At 39.1% G+C, this 16,301-nt stretch carries 15 protein-coding genes and 1 pseudogene; 12 read left to right on the top strand and 4 right to left on the bottom strand.

From position 1 onward, the window contains the following. The first annotated feature begins 7 nt into the window (after positions 1–7). Positions 8–952 carry a sugar phosphate isomerase/epimerase family protein gene (locus ADICYQ_RS10665; protein WP_020892711.1) on the top strand — a complete coding sequence of 315 codons (945 nt, stop codon included), beginning with the start codon at positions 8–10 and terminating at the stop codon, positions 950–952. A 3-nt stretch (positions 953–955) separates the two neighbouring features. On the opposite strand, the gene ADICYQ_RS10660 is transcribed toward ADICYQ_RS10665, so the two are convergent. Next, positions 956–1,549: a DUF4202 domain-containing protein gene (locus ADICYQ_RS10660; RefSeq protein WP_020892710.1), complete on the bottom strand. Its 594-nt coding sequence runs from the start codon at positions 1,547–1,549 to the stop codon at positions 956–958. Between the two features lie 554 nt (positions 1,550–2,103). Here ADICYQ_RS10660 and carB point away from each other — a divergent pair. Beyond that, positions 2,104–4,923 carry a carbamoyl-phosphate synthase large subunit gene (gene carB, locus ADICYQ_RS10655; protein ID WP_020892708.1) on the top strand — a complete coding sequence of 940 codons (2,820 nt, stop codon included), beginning with the start codon at positions 2,104–2,106 and terminating at the stop codon, positions 4,921–4,923. A gap of 196 nt (positions 4,924–5,119) precedes the next feature. Beyond that, positions 5,120–5,374, top strand: coding sequence for a DUF4834 family protein (locus tag ADICYQ_RS10650; protein WP_020892707.1), 255 nt, complete (start codon positions 5,120–5,122; stop codon positions 5,372–5,374). 240 nt (positions 5,375–5,614) lie between these two features. On the opposite strand, the gene ADICYQ_RS10645 is transcribed toward ADICYQ_RS10650, so the two are convergent. After that, positions 5,615–6,391, bottom strand: coding sequence for a zinc metalloprotease (locus tag ADICYQ_RS10645; protein WP_020892706.1), 777 nt, complete (start codon positions 6,389–6,391; stop codon positions 5,615–5,617). A gap of 230 nt (positions 6,392–6,621) precedes the next feature. Here ADICYQ_RS10645 and ADICYQ_RS28500 point away from each other — a divergent pair, with 230 nt between their 5' ends. Both ADICYQ_RS28500 and ADICYQ_RS10640 read left to right on the top strand, forming a co-directional pair. Further along, on the top strand, positions 6,622–6,801 hold the full coding sequence (locus tag ADICYQ_RS28500) for a hypothetical protein (protein ID WP_020892705.1): 180 nt from the start codon (positions 6,622–6,624) through the stop codon (positions 6,799–6,801). Further along, positions 6,776–7,207, top strand: coding sequence for an outer membrane beta-barrel protein (locus ADICYQ_RS10640; protein ID WP_020892704.1), 432 nt, complete (start codon positions 6,776–6,778; stop codon positions 7,205–7,207). The genes ADICYQ_RS28500 and ADICYQ_RS10640 overlap by 26 nt, the downstream gene beginning before the upstream one ends. Before the next feature lie 165 nt (positions 7,208–7,372). On the opposite strand, the gene ADICYQ_RS10635 is transcribed toward ADICYQ_RS10640, so the two are convergent. Beyond that, on the bottom strand, positions 7,373–9,007 hold the full coding sequence (locus tag ADICYQ_RS10635; RefSeq protein ID WP_020892703.1) for a carbon starvation CstA family protein: 1,635 nt from the start codon (positions 9,005–9,007) through the stop codon (positions 7,373–7,375). Between the two features lie 159 nt (positions 9,008–9,166). Here ADICYQ_RS10635 and ADICYQ_RS10630 point away from each other — a divergent pair, with 159 nt between their 5' ends. The 7 genes and pseudogenes from ADICYQ_RS10630 to murQ all read left to right on the top strand — a co-directional run bounded on the left by ADICYQ_RS10630 (position 9,167) and on the right by murQ (position 15,776). Continuing rightward, complete coding sequence (locus tag ADICYQ_RS10630; RefSeq protein WP_020892702.1) at positions 9,167–10,222, top strand: mechanosensitive ion channel family protein; 1,056 nt, start codon at positions 9,167–9,169, stop codon at positions 10,220–10,222. Positions 10,223–10,325: 103 nt separating this feature from the next. Further along, the gene (gene accD, locus ADICYQ_RS10625; RefSeq protein WP_020892701.1) at positions 10,326–11,168 is read left to right on the top strand and encodes an acetyl-CoA carboxylase, carboxyltransferase subunit beta; all 843 of its coding nucleotides are present in this window, start codon (positions 10,326–10,328) and stop codon (positions 11,166–11,168) included. A 124-nt stretch (positions 11,169–11,292) separates the two neighbouring features. Further along, positions 11,293–12,598 (top strand): annotated as a pseudogene (gene nqrF / locus ADICYQ_RS10620) (NADH:ubiquinone reductase (Na(+)-transporting) subunit F). A 92-nt stretch (positions 12,599–12,690) separates the two neighbouring features. After that, positions 12,691–13,848 carry a formimidoylglutamase gene (locus ADICYQ_RS10615; protein ID WP_020892698.1) on the top strand — a complete coding sequence of 386 codons (1,158 nt, stop codon included), beginning with the start codon at positions 12,691–12,693 and terminating at the stop codon, positions 13,846–13,848. Between the two features lie 51 nt (positions 13,849–13,899). Next, the gene (locus ADICYQ_RS10610; RefSeq protein ID WP_020892697.1) at positions 13,900–14,127 is read left to right on the top strand and encodes a cytochrome b5 domain-containing protein; all 228 of its coding nucleotides are present in this window, start codon (positions 13,900–13,902) and stop codon (positions 14,125–14,127) included. Beyond that, a complete protein-coding gene (locus tag ADICYQ_RS10605) occupies positions 14,128–14,970 on the top strand; it encodes a hypothetical protein (RefSeq protein ID WP_020892696.1) in 843 nt (280 codons plus the stop codon). It abuts the gene before it with no gap. Further along, entirely contained in the window at positions 14,967–15,776 is an 810-nt protein-coding gene (murQ, locus tag ADICYQ_RS10600; RefSeq protein ID WP_020892695.1) for an N-acetylmuramic acid 6-phosphate etherase, read from the top strand. The genes ADICYQ_RS10605 and murQ overlap by 4 nt, the downstream gene beginning before the upstream one ends. A 2-nt stretch (positions 15,777–15,778) precedes the next feature. Here the strand turns inward: murQ and ADICYQ_RS29675 are convergent, their stop codons facing one another. Further along, positions 15,779–16,291, bottom strand: coding sequence for a sugar phosphate nucleotidyltransferase (locus tag ADICYQ_RS29675; protein ID WP_316929295.1), 513 nt, complete (start codon positions 16,289–16,291; stop codon positions 15,779–15,781). Positions 16,292–16,301 lie beyond the last annotated feature (10 nt).

Below are 16,301 nucleotides of genomic sequence, written 5' to 3'. Positions count from 1 at the left end.
CCCCAAAATGAATAGAAGATCTTCAGTTAAGAAAATGATGGCTGTAGCCGGAACAGGTTTATTAACGCCCCAATTAGGGTTTTTAGAGAATCTTATCCCAAATGCCACGAAAGCCTCACCTGCACCGTTTTACCTGTTTACAAAGGTGTTACAATGGCTTCCATTGGAAGAGGTTCCCCAAACTGTACAATCTCTAGGTTTTGATGGTATAGACCTACCTGTAAGAAAAAATGGCTTTTTTGACAGGGATCAGATAAAGTCAAAGCTACCTATCATTGTAAAAGAAAGTGAAAAACTGGGTTTAAGCAGGCCTGTGCTTACAACAGACATGAACCTCAATCACATGAATGAAATGGACGAATATCTTCGTACTCTTTCTGGCGAGGGGATTTCTGATTACCGAATGGGCTACCTTCCATTTACGACCAAAAACATCATAAAAGAACTAAAGTCGCTAAATTCCTCAATGAAGAAATTGGCCGAGCTACATGAAAAACATGGTGTCACAGGTCACTATCAAAACCATGCAGGCACAAGAATAGGTGGCTCCGTGTGGGAGATTTACCATTTATTAGAAGGCATCAACCCCAAACATATTGGCGTTCAATTTGATTTGCGCCATGCTACTGTGGAAGGTTATCAATCCTATGAAAATGTTTTTAATATGATCAGTGATCAAATCACTAGTTTTGACTTGAAGGATTTTGTTTGGGGCAATCCTGATAAAAAGGGCGACAGACCTATCAATGTACCTTATGGTGAAGGAAATGTAAAATTCGAACTCCTTCAGGAACACCCTGGTTTTATGGGCGACATTCCTAAAATCCTCCACTGTGAATATGATCTCGGTGGAGCGGAACATGGCCATAAAAACCCAACTGTTGGAAAAGAAGTCATACTCTCAGCAATTGCGAAAGAAGTTAAAGTTTATAAAACGACTACTTATAAATAACACTTAATTCAAAGCCTTGTTAATTAACGCCAAAGCTTTTTCAGAGTGGCTTAATGACAAGGCTTTTTCATGTCCTTTTGGTGACATTTTATGCCAGGTCTTCTGTAGGATTCCAAGCAGTTTTTCCTCTTCATGCTTATTGATAAAGGCATCAAAATAATATTTCAAAAAGACAAGACATACCACATCCTCCAGCGCCTGCGTCTCAGGGTCTGATTTCAATCTGCGTTTGTTAATTAAATCCTCGATTTTCATTAAATCTTCGGAAGAATAATCATTGGCTCCCAGTATTTCCGCTGCCAACTCTCCATGAAACTGCTTCAATTTGGTTCTCCATAAGAGATATCCCTTTCTGTCCATTGGGTAATCCTCTCTCGGTATTTCCCAACGTTTGATATGCTGGCACCTGGCTGCAAGTTTCAAAATCTCATCCCCGTCAGGATAAGTTTCTTCCATCATTTCTGACATTCGTTGACCATAAACGAGTTCTTTAGGCACTTCCTCACCATTCACCAATTCCTTGTTAGGGTCTTTGGCATTGACGGCATCTATTTCACGCACAGTATTTTCGAACCTTTTCAAATCGCTATTGCTCATTTCTTAAGTAGTTATTCAATTATAAAAATAATAAAATAAATAGCATTCCCTGCATCCCGCCATTACCTGATAACCAATAAATGTAATTGAATCTGAAATATCCAATCAGGACTTAAGTTGTCGGTCCTACTATTTTCAGAAATACATGGGGTGATAAAAGCATTGGTCTACCCAATTCTTGGGTGCAATTCTTCACATGGGAATTTCACCGAATTTGGTTACAAAACACTAGCCCTCTTGACTATAAAAAATGAATTCAATTAGGAAGCAAGTCGTAATCAGGACATCTTTTTTGCTGAAATGTGTTTTACCTAAAAGCTCAAAATCAACTTAACCAGAAAACCACTTGACGGATATAGCTATTTTTTTTAAAGAAAAATAACGGCGCTCAAAAGTCTTTCTTTTTAGTTCAAAACCACAATTGCAGTAGTCAATGACCAGTGTTCCGAAATAGCTTTAATGTTAAATGGGTAATTCGTGTGTATCTTTAATAAATTATGATTAATTTTGGCCCAATTTAGCCAAAAGTAAACTATTTCAAAATATAATCAAGCATGCCAAAAGACAGTAGCATCAAACATGTACTTATTATCGGAAGCGGCCCAATTGTAATTGGGCAGGCTTGTGAATTTGATTATGCAGGATCCCAGGCTTCCAGGTCGTTAAGGGAAGAGGGTATAAAAGTAACCCTTATCAATTCCAACCCTGCAACCATTATGACCGATCCGGTGACTGCAGACAATGTATACCTTTTGCCACTTGAGAAAAAATCGATCATTAAAATTTTACAAGAGCATCCGGACATTGACAGTGTACTCCCTACCATGGGTGGTCAAACGGCTCTAAATTTGGCAATTGATTGTGACAATGCTGGAATCTGGGAAAAATACGGTATCAATATGATAGGCGTTGATATTGACGCCATCGAAACTGCCGAAAACAGAGAGAAATTCAAGGCTTTAATGGAAAAATTAGGAGTAGACGTTTGTATTGGACGTACAGCTACTTCCTTTTTGCAGGGCAAAGAAATTGCACAAGAGATTGGTTTCCCATTGGTAATCAGACCTTCTTATACCCTTGGTGGTACTGGAGGGGGATTTGTTGATGGTCCTGACAATTTTGAGAAAGCACTTAGTGTTGGACTTCAGGCCTCACCTACCCATGAAGTACTTATAGAACAAAGTATTCTAGGCTGGAAAGAATACGAATTAGAGGTATTGAGAGACAGTATCGGTAACATGGTGGTCATTTGTTCCATCGAAAACTTTGACCCAATGGGCGTGCATACAGGTGATTCTATCACTGTAGCTCCGGCCATGACATTACCAGACCCGGTATATCAACGCATGAGAAACCTGGCCATCAAAATGATGAATGGCATTGGTAATTTTGCTGGAGGGTGTAACGTGCAGTTTTCTGTCAGCCCTGACAATCAAACCATAATAGGCATTGAGATTAACCCTAGAGTATCTAGGTCTTCAGCGCTTGCATCAAAAGCAACAGGTTATCCAATTGCTAAAGTAGCAGCCAAATTGGCTATAGGATACAACCTTGACGAATTGAAAAATTCTATTACAGGTAATACCTCTGCTTTTTTCGAACCTGCAATTGACTATGTAATCGTAAAAATCCCTCGTTGGAACTTTGATAAATTCAAAGGTTCAGATAGAAGACTTGGTCTTTCTATGAAGGCGGTAGGTGAAGTAATGGGCATTGGAAGAAACTTCCAAGAAGCATTACAAAAAGCCTGTCAATCTTTAGAAATCAAGAGAAACGGACTTGGGGCAGATGGCAAGGAACTTAAAGATCAAGCTGAAATATTATACAGTTTAGCCAACCCGAGTTGGAACAGGCTTTTCCATATATACGATGCTTTCAAATTGGGGATTTCGTTTAGAACCATCCAAGATCTAACTAAAATAGACAAATGGTTTCTTAAGCAAATTGAGGAGTTGGTGCATTTGGACAATACTATTGCCAAAGAGACCCTCCAAAGCATCAGTAAAGAGCTTATGAAGACTGCCAAACATAAGGGCTATGCCGACAGGCAAATTGCCCACCTTTTAGGTTGTTTGGAAAGTGAAGTTTTCAATAAAAGACGGGATGAAATGGATATCAAAAGGGTATTCAAACTTGTGGATACCTGTGCTGCTGAATTTGAAGCGAAAACCCCTTACTTCTATTCCTCTTTTGGAGATGAGAATGAATCAAAAGTCAGTGATCGAAAAAAGATCGTTGTACTAGGTTCCGGTCCAAACAGAGTTGGTCAGGGAATTGAATTTGATTATTCTTGTGTTCACGGTATACTTGCCGCCAAAGAATGTGGTTACGAAACCATCATGATCAACTGTAACCCTGAAACGGTTTCTACTGATTTTGATATCGCAGATAAATTATACTTCGAACCAGTTTTCTGGGAGCACATCTATGAAATCATCCTGCATGAAAAGCCTGAAGGGGTAATTGTGCAACTAGGTGGACAAACAGCCCTTAAACTGGCTGAGAAGTTAGACAAATACAACATCCCAATTCTCGGCACTAGCTATAGAGCACTTGATCTTGCTGAAGACAGAGGAAGGTTCTCTGAGCTTTTAAAAGCGAATGATGTACCCTATCCTGAATTCGGAACCATTCATGGGACGGATGAAGCCCTGGAACTTTGCAAGACAATTGGATTCCCTTTATTGGTAAGACCTTCTTATGTTCTTGGTGGACAGGGAATGAAAATTGTTATCAACGAAAAGGAACTTGAGGAGCATGTAGTAACTGTTCTTAAGGATATACCTAACAATGAAATCCTTCTTGATCACTTCCTCGAAGGTGCCATAGAAGCAGAAGCCGATGCCATTTGTGATGGTGAAAATGTCTACATTATCGGAATCATGCAACACATAGAGCCTGCTGGAATTCATTCAGGAGATTCATATGCCGTCTTGCCTCCGTATAATCTTGGAGACCTTGTCATCCGTCAAATTGAAACAATTACGGAAAAAATAGCCTTGGCTTTGGAAACAAAGGGATTAATAAACATTCAGTTTGCCATCAAGAATGACAAGGTTTATGTAATTGAGGCAAACCCTAGAGCATCCCGTACCGTACCTTTTATCTGCAAAGCATATCAGGAACCTTACGTGAATTATGCTACCAAGGTGATGCTAGGAGAGAAAAAAGTTACGGACTTTGACTTCAAACCTGTGAAAAAGGGCTATGCCATTAAAGAACCTGTTTTCTCTTTTCACAAATTCCCGAATGTAAATAAAGAATTAGGCCCAGAAATGAAATCAACTGGCGAAGCCATTTATTTCATAGATGACTTAATGGATGATTATTTTCTGAAAATATATGCGGAAAGAAATCTTTACCTAAGCAGGTAGAGCACCTCAACATAAGCACCTTACCCGGCTTGATATTCAGGCCGGGTACTTTTATTTTATGCACCTTTACAGCTCTTTGGATTGGTTTTTGTGTTTTTTTCACTTAATATTGAATGCTGAGAGGTGATTTTCCGTTATTGGATAAGGCACTTTGTTTTGCTTGAACCGAGTTAGTGAATTTTCAAAATTGTATATCATGATTTTAAAAATAATAATTTTCTTTATTGCGCTGGGATGGGTTTTTTCTAGTCTTTTCAAGTTTTTCTTAAACAGTAAACTTAAAAAGTTCGCTGACCAGGTAAAGGAAGCGCACAGAGAAGAGACCAAAAGGAAAACGCAACCAAAAGACGGTAATGTCAATGTCGATTTTGTACCTAAAGACAAGAAAAATGGCTCTTCAGGCACCATTACTGGAGGAGATTATATTGACTATGAGGAAGTAAAAGACTGATTTTTACTAATAAAAACACCCCTACCCTGTAGGTCGCTCTACCAATTTCACAATCCCTTAACTGTAAAGGTCAAAATCCAGCATTTTTAGAAGCGCTTTATCGGGAAGGAGAAAGAATACTTCAATTTGCCATTCCTTCAAATTACCGTGACAATTTTTACCCGATAAGTTTTTCAGGAGTTTAAACAGTTACTACCATACGGACTCAGGATTTGGAGGATTTATTTTAATCAAATCCAATCACCTTCCTCCATTTGCTCTAAGGTCCAATTCGCAATTATCATCCAAGGTTGGAACGGATTGTTGCATGTAATTAAATATACTATTTGTTTCAATTGCCCAATACATTAGACAATCCTTGTTATCACAATGACTTTCATGCTCTTCATCTTCATGTGGGGTGACCATGTCATTGTCAAGGTTTACCAAGCCCATAAGATGCCCCATCTCGTGCAGTGCTACAGTGGCCTCTAGAATGGCTTTACGGGGCTTTATGATACCACCTGAATTCTCTGCTATTCGGTTGCCAAAAAGGACTAAACTAGTATTTCTATAGGCAGCTCCAATTGTAAAAGAACTGTCCTCACTTTTCTTATAATCTCCATCCACCACCAATAAAAAAACAGATACGGTAGTTCCTTCATTGTAACGCTCACGATAATCCTCTTCAATTTTCGCAATGTCTTCCGTAGTATATTCCCCTAGGTTCATGGCAGGTATTTCTTTTAATACCACAGTGATTCCGTCAGGTTTTAAGGTGTATTTCTCCAAAAATGCCACCATCAATTCGACCATTTGATCTGAAGGTTTAAAGCCCTCCATGTAAACCAGCTCCAATTCCATTGCTGTAAACTGATCAGATGACAATAAGAAATTAGCGGACTTCCCTACATCCCATCTTGCCGCAGACACGCCCGTATACAAGGCCTCTTTATACTCATCTGAATTATCCATACAGGAATAAAAGCCAGAAGACAGGCAAAGAAAAAGCAACGTTTTAATAGTAAAATCCCTCATAAGGCAAATTCAAAATCACACAATTCATTCTTATTCAACATATTAAAAAATAGACTAAGGTAAATAACGATAAAATCAACCCAATCAATACATCTTTAGGAGGGAATTTATTCGTCTATTCAAAAATTTAAAAAGTTTAACATTATTCCTGTTTTCAACACTAAATCGGCATAGTATTAGTTATAAAAGAATTGAAAGAAAGCACTATTATTTAACTTAAAGCCAAACAAATGAAAAAAGTATTAATTATTTTATTCTTTTCGGGAATAGGCATATCGCAGCTGAATGCTCAGATTCTCTCAGTAGGTCCAAAAATCGGTATTTCACAAGGAGATGTTCAGGTTTCAGACGGTTATAGCGGAGACGATTCACAAATGGGCTACCATGTGGGGATTTTTTGCCCGCGTTAATTTATCTGCCGTCTATATACAACCCGAATTTTTATATACCAATACAGGAGGTTCTTTTAAGAACAATACCTTCAGTTATGATGCTGATTTTGATAGATTAGACGTTCCTTTAATGTTGGGATTAAAACTAGGCAATACTTTCCGCATACAAGCAGGGCCAGTAGCTAGTTATTTATTAAATGGAGACATAAAAGTTAATGATGGAAACTCAGTACAGCAGATAATCCCTCCAACCGAAGACTTTACTTTCGGGTACCAGGCAGGAGTTGGACTTGATATCGGTAATTTATTTTTGGATTTAAAGTATGAAGGTGCATTGACCAACTCGGTAAATAATTACGGAGAAATACCTACAGATCAAAGACAAAGTATGGTCATGCTTTCTCTAGGGTTCAACCTTTTCTAAATCCTAAATTTTCCGAAAAGTGAGAGGGGATTTTAAACTGCTCTCAAATATAATTTCAAACAAACCGATAAGGCAATTGTAAGAAAGTATTCCCGGAAAAAGCTTTAAAATTTCAAGCTGCTTCAACAGATAATCAAATTGAGAATCTGTTGAAGCAGCTTTTTTTTAATTAACAAGTTCTTTGGACTTGACCTCTTTGATCAAACTTTTACGTGCCAGGAATATTAAAGCGAAAGACAAGACAAATAAAATGGCCGCAATAAAAGCGAGCACATAGGAATCCTTTTGAAAATTTTGATAGGCAAAAAGTCCCAATGAAGTCAATGTCACGGTAAACATGAAAAACATAGGGATGGTTACGAAAGTTGGGTTGATGTCTTTCTTTATCAGCCAAACGGAAATAGTCAATAAGGCAAGTGCCGCCAAAAGCTGGTTGGCAGATCCGAAAATTGGCCATAGTGTAGTAAATCCACCACTACCCAATAAAAGTACTGACAACACAACTACCACACTCGTGGACAGGTACCTGTTTTGTGATAATTTCTTACCAATTGGCTGTTCTACATCCTCAAAATATTCTTGAAGGGTAAAGCGAGCAAGTCTGGTACAAGTATCCAAAGTAGTCAACGCAAAGGCTGAAACAGTGAGTGCCACAAAACCAATCGCAAAAGACTCAGAGATCCCCATAGAGGATATAATGGAACCGAGGCCATCTGCAAACAATGGCACAGGTCCTTCTTCACCTAACCTGGACAAATAATCTGAACGGGTTAAAACCACAACAGCTCCTACAGAAATAATCGCTAAAAATGATTCTATCAGCATCCCTCCAAATCCAACAACTTTGGCATCTGTTTCTTTATCCAACTGCTTGGAAGTGGTACCTGAAGCTACCAAAGAGTGAAAACCACTAATGGCACCACATGCGATGGTAACGAACAATACGGGGAACAAATAGCCAAGATTCTCATCGGTGATATGTACCTCATTGTCCATTACTATGGTAGGATTTGCGATCACTACTCCGACTATAGCTGCAAGGATTAATCCATACAACAAAAAGCTATTGAGATAATCTCTTGGCTGCAAAAGCATGGATACCGGGGTGACCGAAGCAACAAAAGCATACAATAGCAACACATAAACCCAAGTCTGGTAGTTGAGCTCAAATGGGATTTGCATCCCCAGATAGACGAAATAATACATCACCACTACTCCTACTATAGTGGAGATTAAAAAGGCAGACTTTTTATTTTCGGTTAACTTTGTTACAAATCCAAAAACCACGGCCAGCATAATAAATAATATAGAGGCCGAGGCTACACCTGGATTACTAATAAATGTTTTGGCAATAATATCCGCAAATACAGCTATGATTAATATCAAGGTTGAAAAACTAAAAAGGATAAATAACCTTTTGCCTTTCTTACCAATAGTATTTTGAATAATTACCCCTATCGATTTGCCATCGTTTCGAAGTGAAGCTACCATGCTACCAAGGTCGTGCACTGCTCCAAAGAAAATCCCTCCGACCAGTATCCATATCACTGCTGGTATCCAGCCAAAAGTAACGGCTATAATCGGCCCAACTATAGGGCCGGCACCAGCTATTGACGCGAAATGATGACCAAGAACAACTATCGGTTTACTCGGGACGTAATCTATCCCGTCCTTTAACCTGTGAGAGGGTGCAATATTGTTATTGTTGATTTTAAACTTCTTAAAGACGAATTTCCCATAGGTGAAATAAGCTCCTGTCAAAATGATCGCGGAAAACAGAAAAAGATAGGAAAGTTGCATATTTTGGATGAATTATTAAGGGTTTAAAGGTAATTAGAAAATTGACTACAATGAAAATAAACTTAAATTTATGAAAATATTTAGTATAAATGGTAGACGGATAAAGTGACAAACGTTTAACTTTTCACCGAAAACCCTACATTCATTTTCTTCAATAAGATGATCGAAAAAGAAACACTCCTGTTCTTAGGCACCAGCTTTGGGCTTTTGATTTTTAGTCATGTATTTCTAGGATTTGCATTCCCACCGCTGGTAAAACTATTCTATAAGCCTACTACTAATAAGGTAAAAAGGTCCATGCGGAATTTCTCTAAGGCCTTAAGGTGGGGCTTATTTTTCGCTATTTTCCCCATCATCGAACCTTATTTCTCTCCTCCAGACCTGCTCTATATTGGGAGACAAAAGGTTTTCATCGTATTATCCATTATTACACTTACATGGATTATTATCGAATTCTCCAATGTAATGCGCTATATTTTTCTGGAGAAATTCACTTATGACAAGGAGGATAACCTCAGAGAGAGGCGGGTAATTACTCAGGTGGCCTTTATCAGAAAACTATTTATCATTGCCATACTTGTCATAGCTTTTGCCGCCATCTTAATGAATTTTGAATCTGCAAGAAAAATAGGCACCGGTCTATTAACCTCTGCCGGGATATTGGGAATCATTATAGGTTTGGCCGCTCAAAAATCCATTGCAAATTTATTAGCGGGATTTCAGATTGCTTTCACCCAACCTATCCGAATAGATGATGTGGTGGTCGTAGAGGGTGAGTGGGGCAAAATTGAAGAGATTAACCTCACTTATGTGGTGGTACAAATCTGGGATCAAAGAAGACTTGTGTTACCTATCAATTATTTCATCGAAAAACCGTTTGAGAATTGGACCCGGACCACTGCTGCTATATGGGGAACGGTGTTTATATATGTAGACCCTACTGTGGAAGTATGTCAATTAAAGACCAAATTAAAAGAAATACTAGAGGCTACTCCCTTATGGGATAAAAAAGTTCAAGTGCTTCAAGTGACAGATTGGACAGAAAAAACCATTGAGCTAAGATGCTTGATGAGCGCTAAGGATAGTCCAACTGCATTTGACCTCAGGTGTCTTGTAAGGGAAAAACTACTGGCTCACCTACAAAATACCCAACCGGACTCACTCCCAAAATCTAGGGTATTAATGGAGAAATCTACAGACAAACAAGAACAATAATTACTGCAAACTTTTCGAGAAAATAGATTTTGGTTTTATTTAACAGATATTACCTATAAATTTGGCTTCCCAATTTGGTTTGGGATAATTTAAACAAAACTATATGGCTTGGTTTAAAAGAAAAGATGCCGGCATCAAAACCTCAACAGAAGAGAAGAAGGATACTCCGGACGGATTATGGTATAAAACCCCTAAAGGGAATATCATACATACCCGAGAGTTGAAAAACAACTCCTATGTTTGCCCGGATGATGACTATCACGTAAAAATAGGATCAAAAGAATACTTCGAGATCTTATTTGATGATAACATTTTCAAAGAATTGGATAAGGACATGATATCTGGTGACCCTTTAAATTTCGTAGATAGTAAACCCTATCCTGTACGAATCAAGGACACCATTGCCAAAACCAACTTAAACGATGCTGCCAGAACAGGTGTAGGCAAGTTAAATGGTTTGGACATTGTTATCACCTGTATGGACTTTAGTTTCATAGGCGGTTCAATGGGATCAGTAGTTGGCGAGAAAATTGCCAGGGCAATTGATTATGCATTGAAACACAAGGTTCCCTTTTTGATGATTTCAAAATCAGGAGGAGCTAGGATGATGGAAGCTGGATTTAGCCTTATGCAAATGGCGAAAACCTCAGCCAAGCTTTCCCTTTTGGACGAAGCTGGCATTCCGTACATCTCTCTGATGACTGATCCAACTACTGGAGGTGTCACTGCTTCCTTTGCCATGTTGGGAGATTTCAACATAGCAGAACCAGGAGCTTTGATAGGATTTGCAGGACCAAGAGTGATAAGGGAGACAATTGGCAAGGATTTGCCAAAGGGATTCCAAAGTTCGGAGTTTGTTTTGGAACATGGTTTTCTAGACTTTATTATTGATAGAAGGCAGTTGAAAAACAGATTATACACCTTGCTAAACCTTCTCCGACAATAGAAAGTAATTATATTAAATCCTAGGATTAAAATATCCTAAGATTGTGATGGTTTTGGGGAATTATAAATATATTTGTAGGATTCAAAACCAGTTAAACATACTGATAAAGATAAAAATTTATTAAATGAGTTCAGTAATCATTACTTCGATAGTAGCATTTACCATTATTATTTTGCTACTGGTGTTTGTTCTTCTTTTTGCCCAGTCAAAGTTGGTGTCGTCAGGAGATGTTAAAATCATCATCAATGGGGACGAAAAAAACCCTCTAATTGCTTCTGCGGGATCTACCCTGCTCAATACCCTAAGCAGTAAAAAAAATCTTTCTTCCTTCCGCATGCGGAGGAGGTGGTACTTGTGCCATGTGCAAGTGTACCATTGAAGAAGGCGGAGGGGAAGTTCTCCCAACAGAAGAAGGACACCTTAGCAGAGCAGAAAAACAAACACATGTGAGGCTTTCTTGCCAGGTGAAGGTAAAGAATGACATGAAAATCCGTATTCCAGATGAGATTTTCGGTATCAAAAAATGGGAATGTGAAGTAATTTCCAATTACAACGTTTCTACGTTTATTAAAGAATTTAAAGTGAAACTTCCTGAAGGTGAAACTTTGGATTTTGAGCCAGGAGGGTATATTCAAATTGACGTTCCAGCGATCACTGTTTCTTTTAAAGGTATGGACATCACTCCTCATCCTGAATTAGAACATCCTAATGACGTTTATCAAAGCGATTGGGATAAATTTGGTCTTTGGGATCTTTCCATGAAAAATGATGAGCCACTATTTAGGGCTTATTCCATGGCAAACCACCCTGCTGAAGGAAACATAGTAATGCTAACCATTCGTATTGCTACTCCTCCATGGGATAGAGCAAATAACAAGTGGATGGATGTTAATCCAGGTGTTTGTTCCTCTTATGTTTTCTCAAGAGTACCGGGAGACAAGGTTACAATATCAGGACCATACGGTGAATTCCATATCAACCCTACACAGAGAGAAATGATTTATATCGGTGGTGGAGCAGGTATGGCGCCATTGAGATCTCATTTATTCCACCTCTTCCACACAGAAAAAACCACCAGGAAAGTTTCTTATTGGTATGGTGGTAGATCTAAGAAGGAATTGTTCTACACACCACACTTTAGAGGCATTGAAAAAGAATTCCCTAATTTCAGCTTTAATATTGGCTTGTCTGAACCATTACCTGAAGACAACTGGAAGGTTAAAAAATCTTTAGAGGACAAAGAAGGGGATGGCTATGTCGGTTTCATTCACCAGGTTCTTTATGACAATTACCTCAAAAACATTGATGAGCCGGATGAGATAGAGTACTACTTATGCGGACCTCCATTGATGAACTCAGCAGTACTTAAGATGCTGGATGATTTAGGTGTTCCAAAAGAGAATATCAGATTCGATGATTTCGGAGGATAAAAAATAATCAAAGGGTCCCGTTAAAATTTAACGGGACTTTTTTTATGCCTTCTTTTTCTATAATTTTGACATTCAATTTCTAACAACGTCTCATGGATTTACAGGCATTTTTCGAACCAATCCCTTCCGAAATTCTAACAGGAGAATATGGACACAATGCATTTTTTCATCATATCCATACCCATGGGGAAACTTTTCCCGACCTCCAGGGAGTGCATATTGCAATAATTGGCATTGAAGAATACAGAGGAGCCGGTGATGAGGACATAAAAAACTCCATCGAAAGCACTTCAACCATCCGCCAAAAACTTTATCATCTCAAGAAAGGGCAAAGTAATTACAACTTGGCGGACTTGGGAAACATCAAGATTGGAGAAAATTTAGCGGAGACCCGCTCACTTATCAGCTCTATTGGTGAGTTGATGCTGAAAACACAAGTATTGCCCATATTTATCGGCGGAAGTCACGACTTGGATGTGGGGCAATTCAAAGCCTACCAACACATGAAAAAGCTGGTAAGTTTACTCACTGTGGACGCTAAAATGGACATGGAAGATGCTGGGAATCCACAGGATGTACATTCCCAGGAGCTTGTGCTTCACGAACCAAATTACATGTTCAATTATTCCCACCTGGCTTACCAAAGCTTTCTGACAGATCCTGAGCTAGTCACCACACTGGAAAAGCTTTATTTCGACCACATTCGTTTAGGCCAACTGAGAGACAATTTCAAAGAAACCGAACCACTAATTAGAAATGCCGATTTACTAAGCTTTGACATTTGTGCCATCAACTCTTCGGATGCACCTGGGGCTATCGGCGCACAACCTTTCGGGTTAAGTGCCGAAGAGGCTTGTCAAATTAGCTGGTTTGCAGGGACCAATGAGAAACTCAGCTCTATTGGGATATATGGGTATCATGCAAGTGTGGACGATTCTAGGATGAAAACCGCCTCCGTGATCGCAACGATGATTTGGTATTTTATCGAAGGTTTTTACCAAAGAAAAGACAGCCTTTCGTTTAAAAGCAGTGATTATACAAAATACACGGTCTCTTTAGATTCCAAGCCTTCAATTTTGCACTTTTATAAAAGCAAGCTTAGTGGAAAGTGGTGGCTGGAAATACCTAGAAATAAAGGCGAAAAATACAACCGAGACACCATTATTCCTTGTAGCTATCAAGATTATCAAACTGCCCAAAAAGGGGAAATTCCTGAGAGATGGGTAAACGCCCAATTAAAACTTTACTAATAATCCATGCAAAAATCCTAGGTAGTCCTATATTTGCATGAGAAAGAACATATGATTTCTATTTCAAAAAACCAACTGGCCCTAAGAAACGGACAGGACAAGCCTGAAATTTGGATTGCTTACAAGGGCAAGATATATGATGTAGGCAATTCCAGGTTGTGGAAAAACGGCAAACATTACGAACACTGGGCAGGCCAAGACTTGACAGATGAGCTTAGTGATGCTCCACATAATGAGAATGTTTTTGATAAATTTGAACCTATTGGCTATTTAATATAAATGATTCTGATCGCAGACAGTGGCTCTAGTAAAACAGACTGGAGAGTAATCACAGAGGACAATAAAGTTCATCAAACACGAACAGTGGGCTTTAACCCCTATTATCAAACCAAAGAGGACATGATCTTGGGACTGCAAACCCCTGATCTTCTGAAATGGAAAGGTATTATCCGTGAAGTTTACTTTTATGGTGCAGGTTGTACTTCAGATGCAAATAAAGAAACTGTTAAAAGTGCCATGAACAGTATTTATAAGGATGCAGAGGTATTTGTTGACCATGACCTAATGGCCTCAGCAAGGGCTACCTGTGGTCACGAACCAGGAATTGCCTGTATACTCGGAACTGGCTCTAACAGTGGCGACTATGACGGTGACCAAATAGTAGACAGTAGGCCTTCTCCAGGGTATTTATTAGGGGATGAAGGCGGAGGAACCTATATCGGCAAGCATTTTCTTCAGGATTTCATATATGATGACATGCCTTTGCCTATTCGTGAAGCCTTTATCGAAACCTATCACCTATCCATAATTGATATTCAGGACAATGTCTATAAAAGACCATTCCCCAATCGATTCATGGCAGGTTTCTGTGAATTTATAGCAAAACATAAATCAGATCCCTATTGTTACGGGCTATTTTATAATGGCTTCAAAGATTTTTTCTCTCGCCATGTCATGCGATACAAGGACTATCAAAATAAACCAGTGAATTTTGTTGGGTCCATTGCTTACTACAACAATGAAATCTTAAGGCAAATCGGTAATGACCTTGGCATTCAAATTAATACAATCCTAGAAACCCCAATAGCAGGTTTAACCCTATACCACCAACAAAAAATATGAGCACCACAGAAAGCGCCTCCTATTACAACGATCTTGAAAAGATGACGGTCAATGAGTTATTGACCAATATGAACAAGGAAGACCAGACTGTACCACAAGCAGTCAATAAAGCCATTCCTCAAATTGAAAAATTGGTGGAAGCTATTGTTCCAAGAATGGAGAAAGGTGGACGCCTTATTTATATTGGAGCAGGCACTAGTGGCCGTTTAGGTGTACTTGATGCTTCTGAGTGCCCTCCTACTTATGGCGTGCCTCACGAAATGGTAATAGGAATAATTGCAGGTGGTGATACTGCCATTAGAACAGCGGTGGAAAATGCAGAAGACAACCCTGACCAAGCCTGGATTGATATTCAAAGTTTTGGATTTAACCCCCAGGACACGGTCATTGGAATAGCCGCTTCCGGCACTACTCCGTATGTAATCGGTGGTGTAAAAGCAGCCATGAAAGAGGGATTACTCACGGGCTGCGTTACTTGCAACCAGGGAAGTCCATTGGCAAAAGAAGTGGCCATGCCTGTGGAAATAGTCGTAGGTCCAGAATTTGTTACTGGAAGTACACGGATGAAATCCGGAACTGCTCAAAAACTTGGGCTAAACATGATTTCTACCAGCGTTATGATTAAGTTGGGCAAAGTGAAAGGAAACAAAATGGTGGACATGAAACTTTCCAACAATAAATTGGTTCATCGAGGCACACTTATGATCATGGAAGCCACTGGGCTTGACGAAAAAGAAGCCTTAAAAATGCTCAACCAACATGGTTCGGTAAGAAATGCTGTCACGGCTTTCGAGAAAAACGATTAGCACTAAATAAAATTCTCGCCAATCTTTTTGGCATCAGTCACATATTCCTTGTACTTACTATTTGCGTCTAATTTGCAGATCAGTAGGACATCTCCGCTATCACTAATCAGATAGTCTTTAAGGCCTTGTACCACCACCAACTTATTTGGAGGCATATTTATGAAGCAATCGCTTGTTTCATAGAGCATTGCTTTTCCTTTTACTGAATTGTTATTATTGTCCTTTTCACTGATATCATAGAGGTTTTGCCAAGAACCGAGGTCCGACCACCCGAACGCTCCCAACACCACAAACACTTCATTTGATTTCTCTAAAATGCCGTGGTCTATAGACACGTTTCTAATAAAACTATACGCTTTCACAAGAAATTCAGCTTCTTTGTCCGTGCAGAAATAGACCGCCCCTTCCTCAAATACCTCCGCCATTTCTGGAAGATATTTCTCATAAGCCTTAATTATGCTTTCGTTTTTCCAAACAAATGTGCCCGTATTCCACAAGAAATCCCCACTTTCAATAAAAGCAGTA

It is taken from the genome of Cyclobacterium qasimii M12-11B (assembly GCF_000427295.1).
Classification (GTDB): Bacteria; Bacteroidota; Bacteroidia; order Cytophagales; family Cyclobacteriaceae; genus Cyclobacterium; species Cyclobacterium qasimii.
The sequence above is the reverse complement of the archived record's forward strand: the minus strand, read 5'-3'. Positions and strand labels throughout refer to the sequence as shown.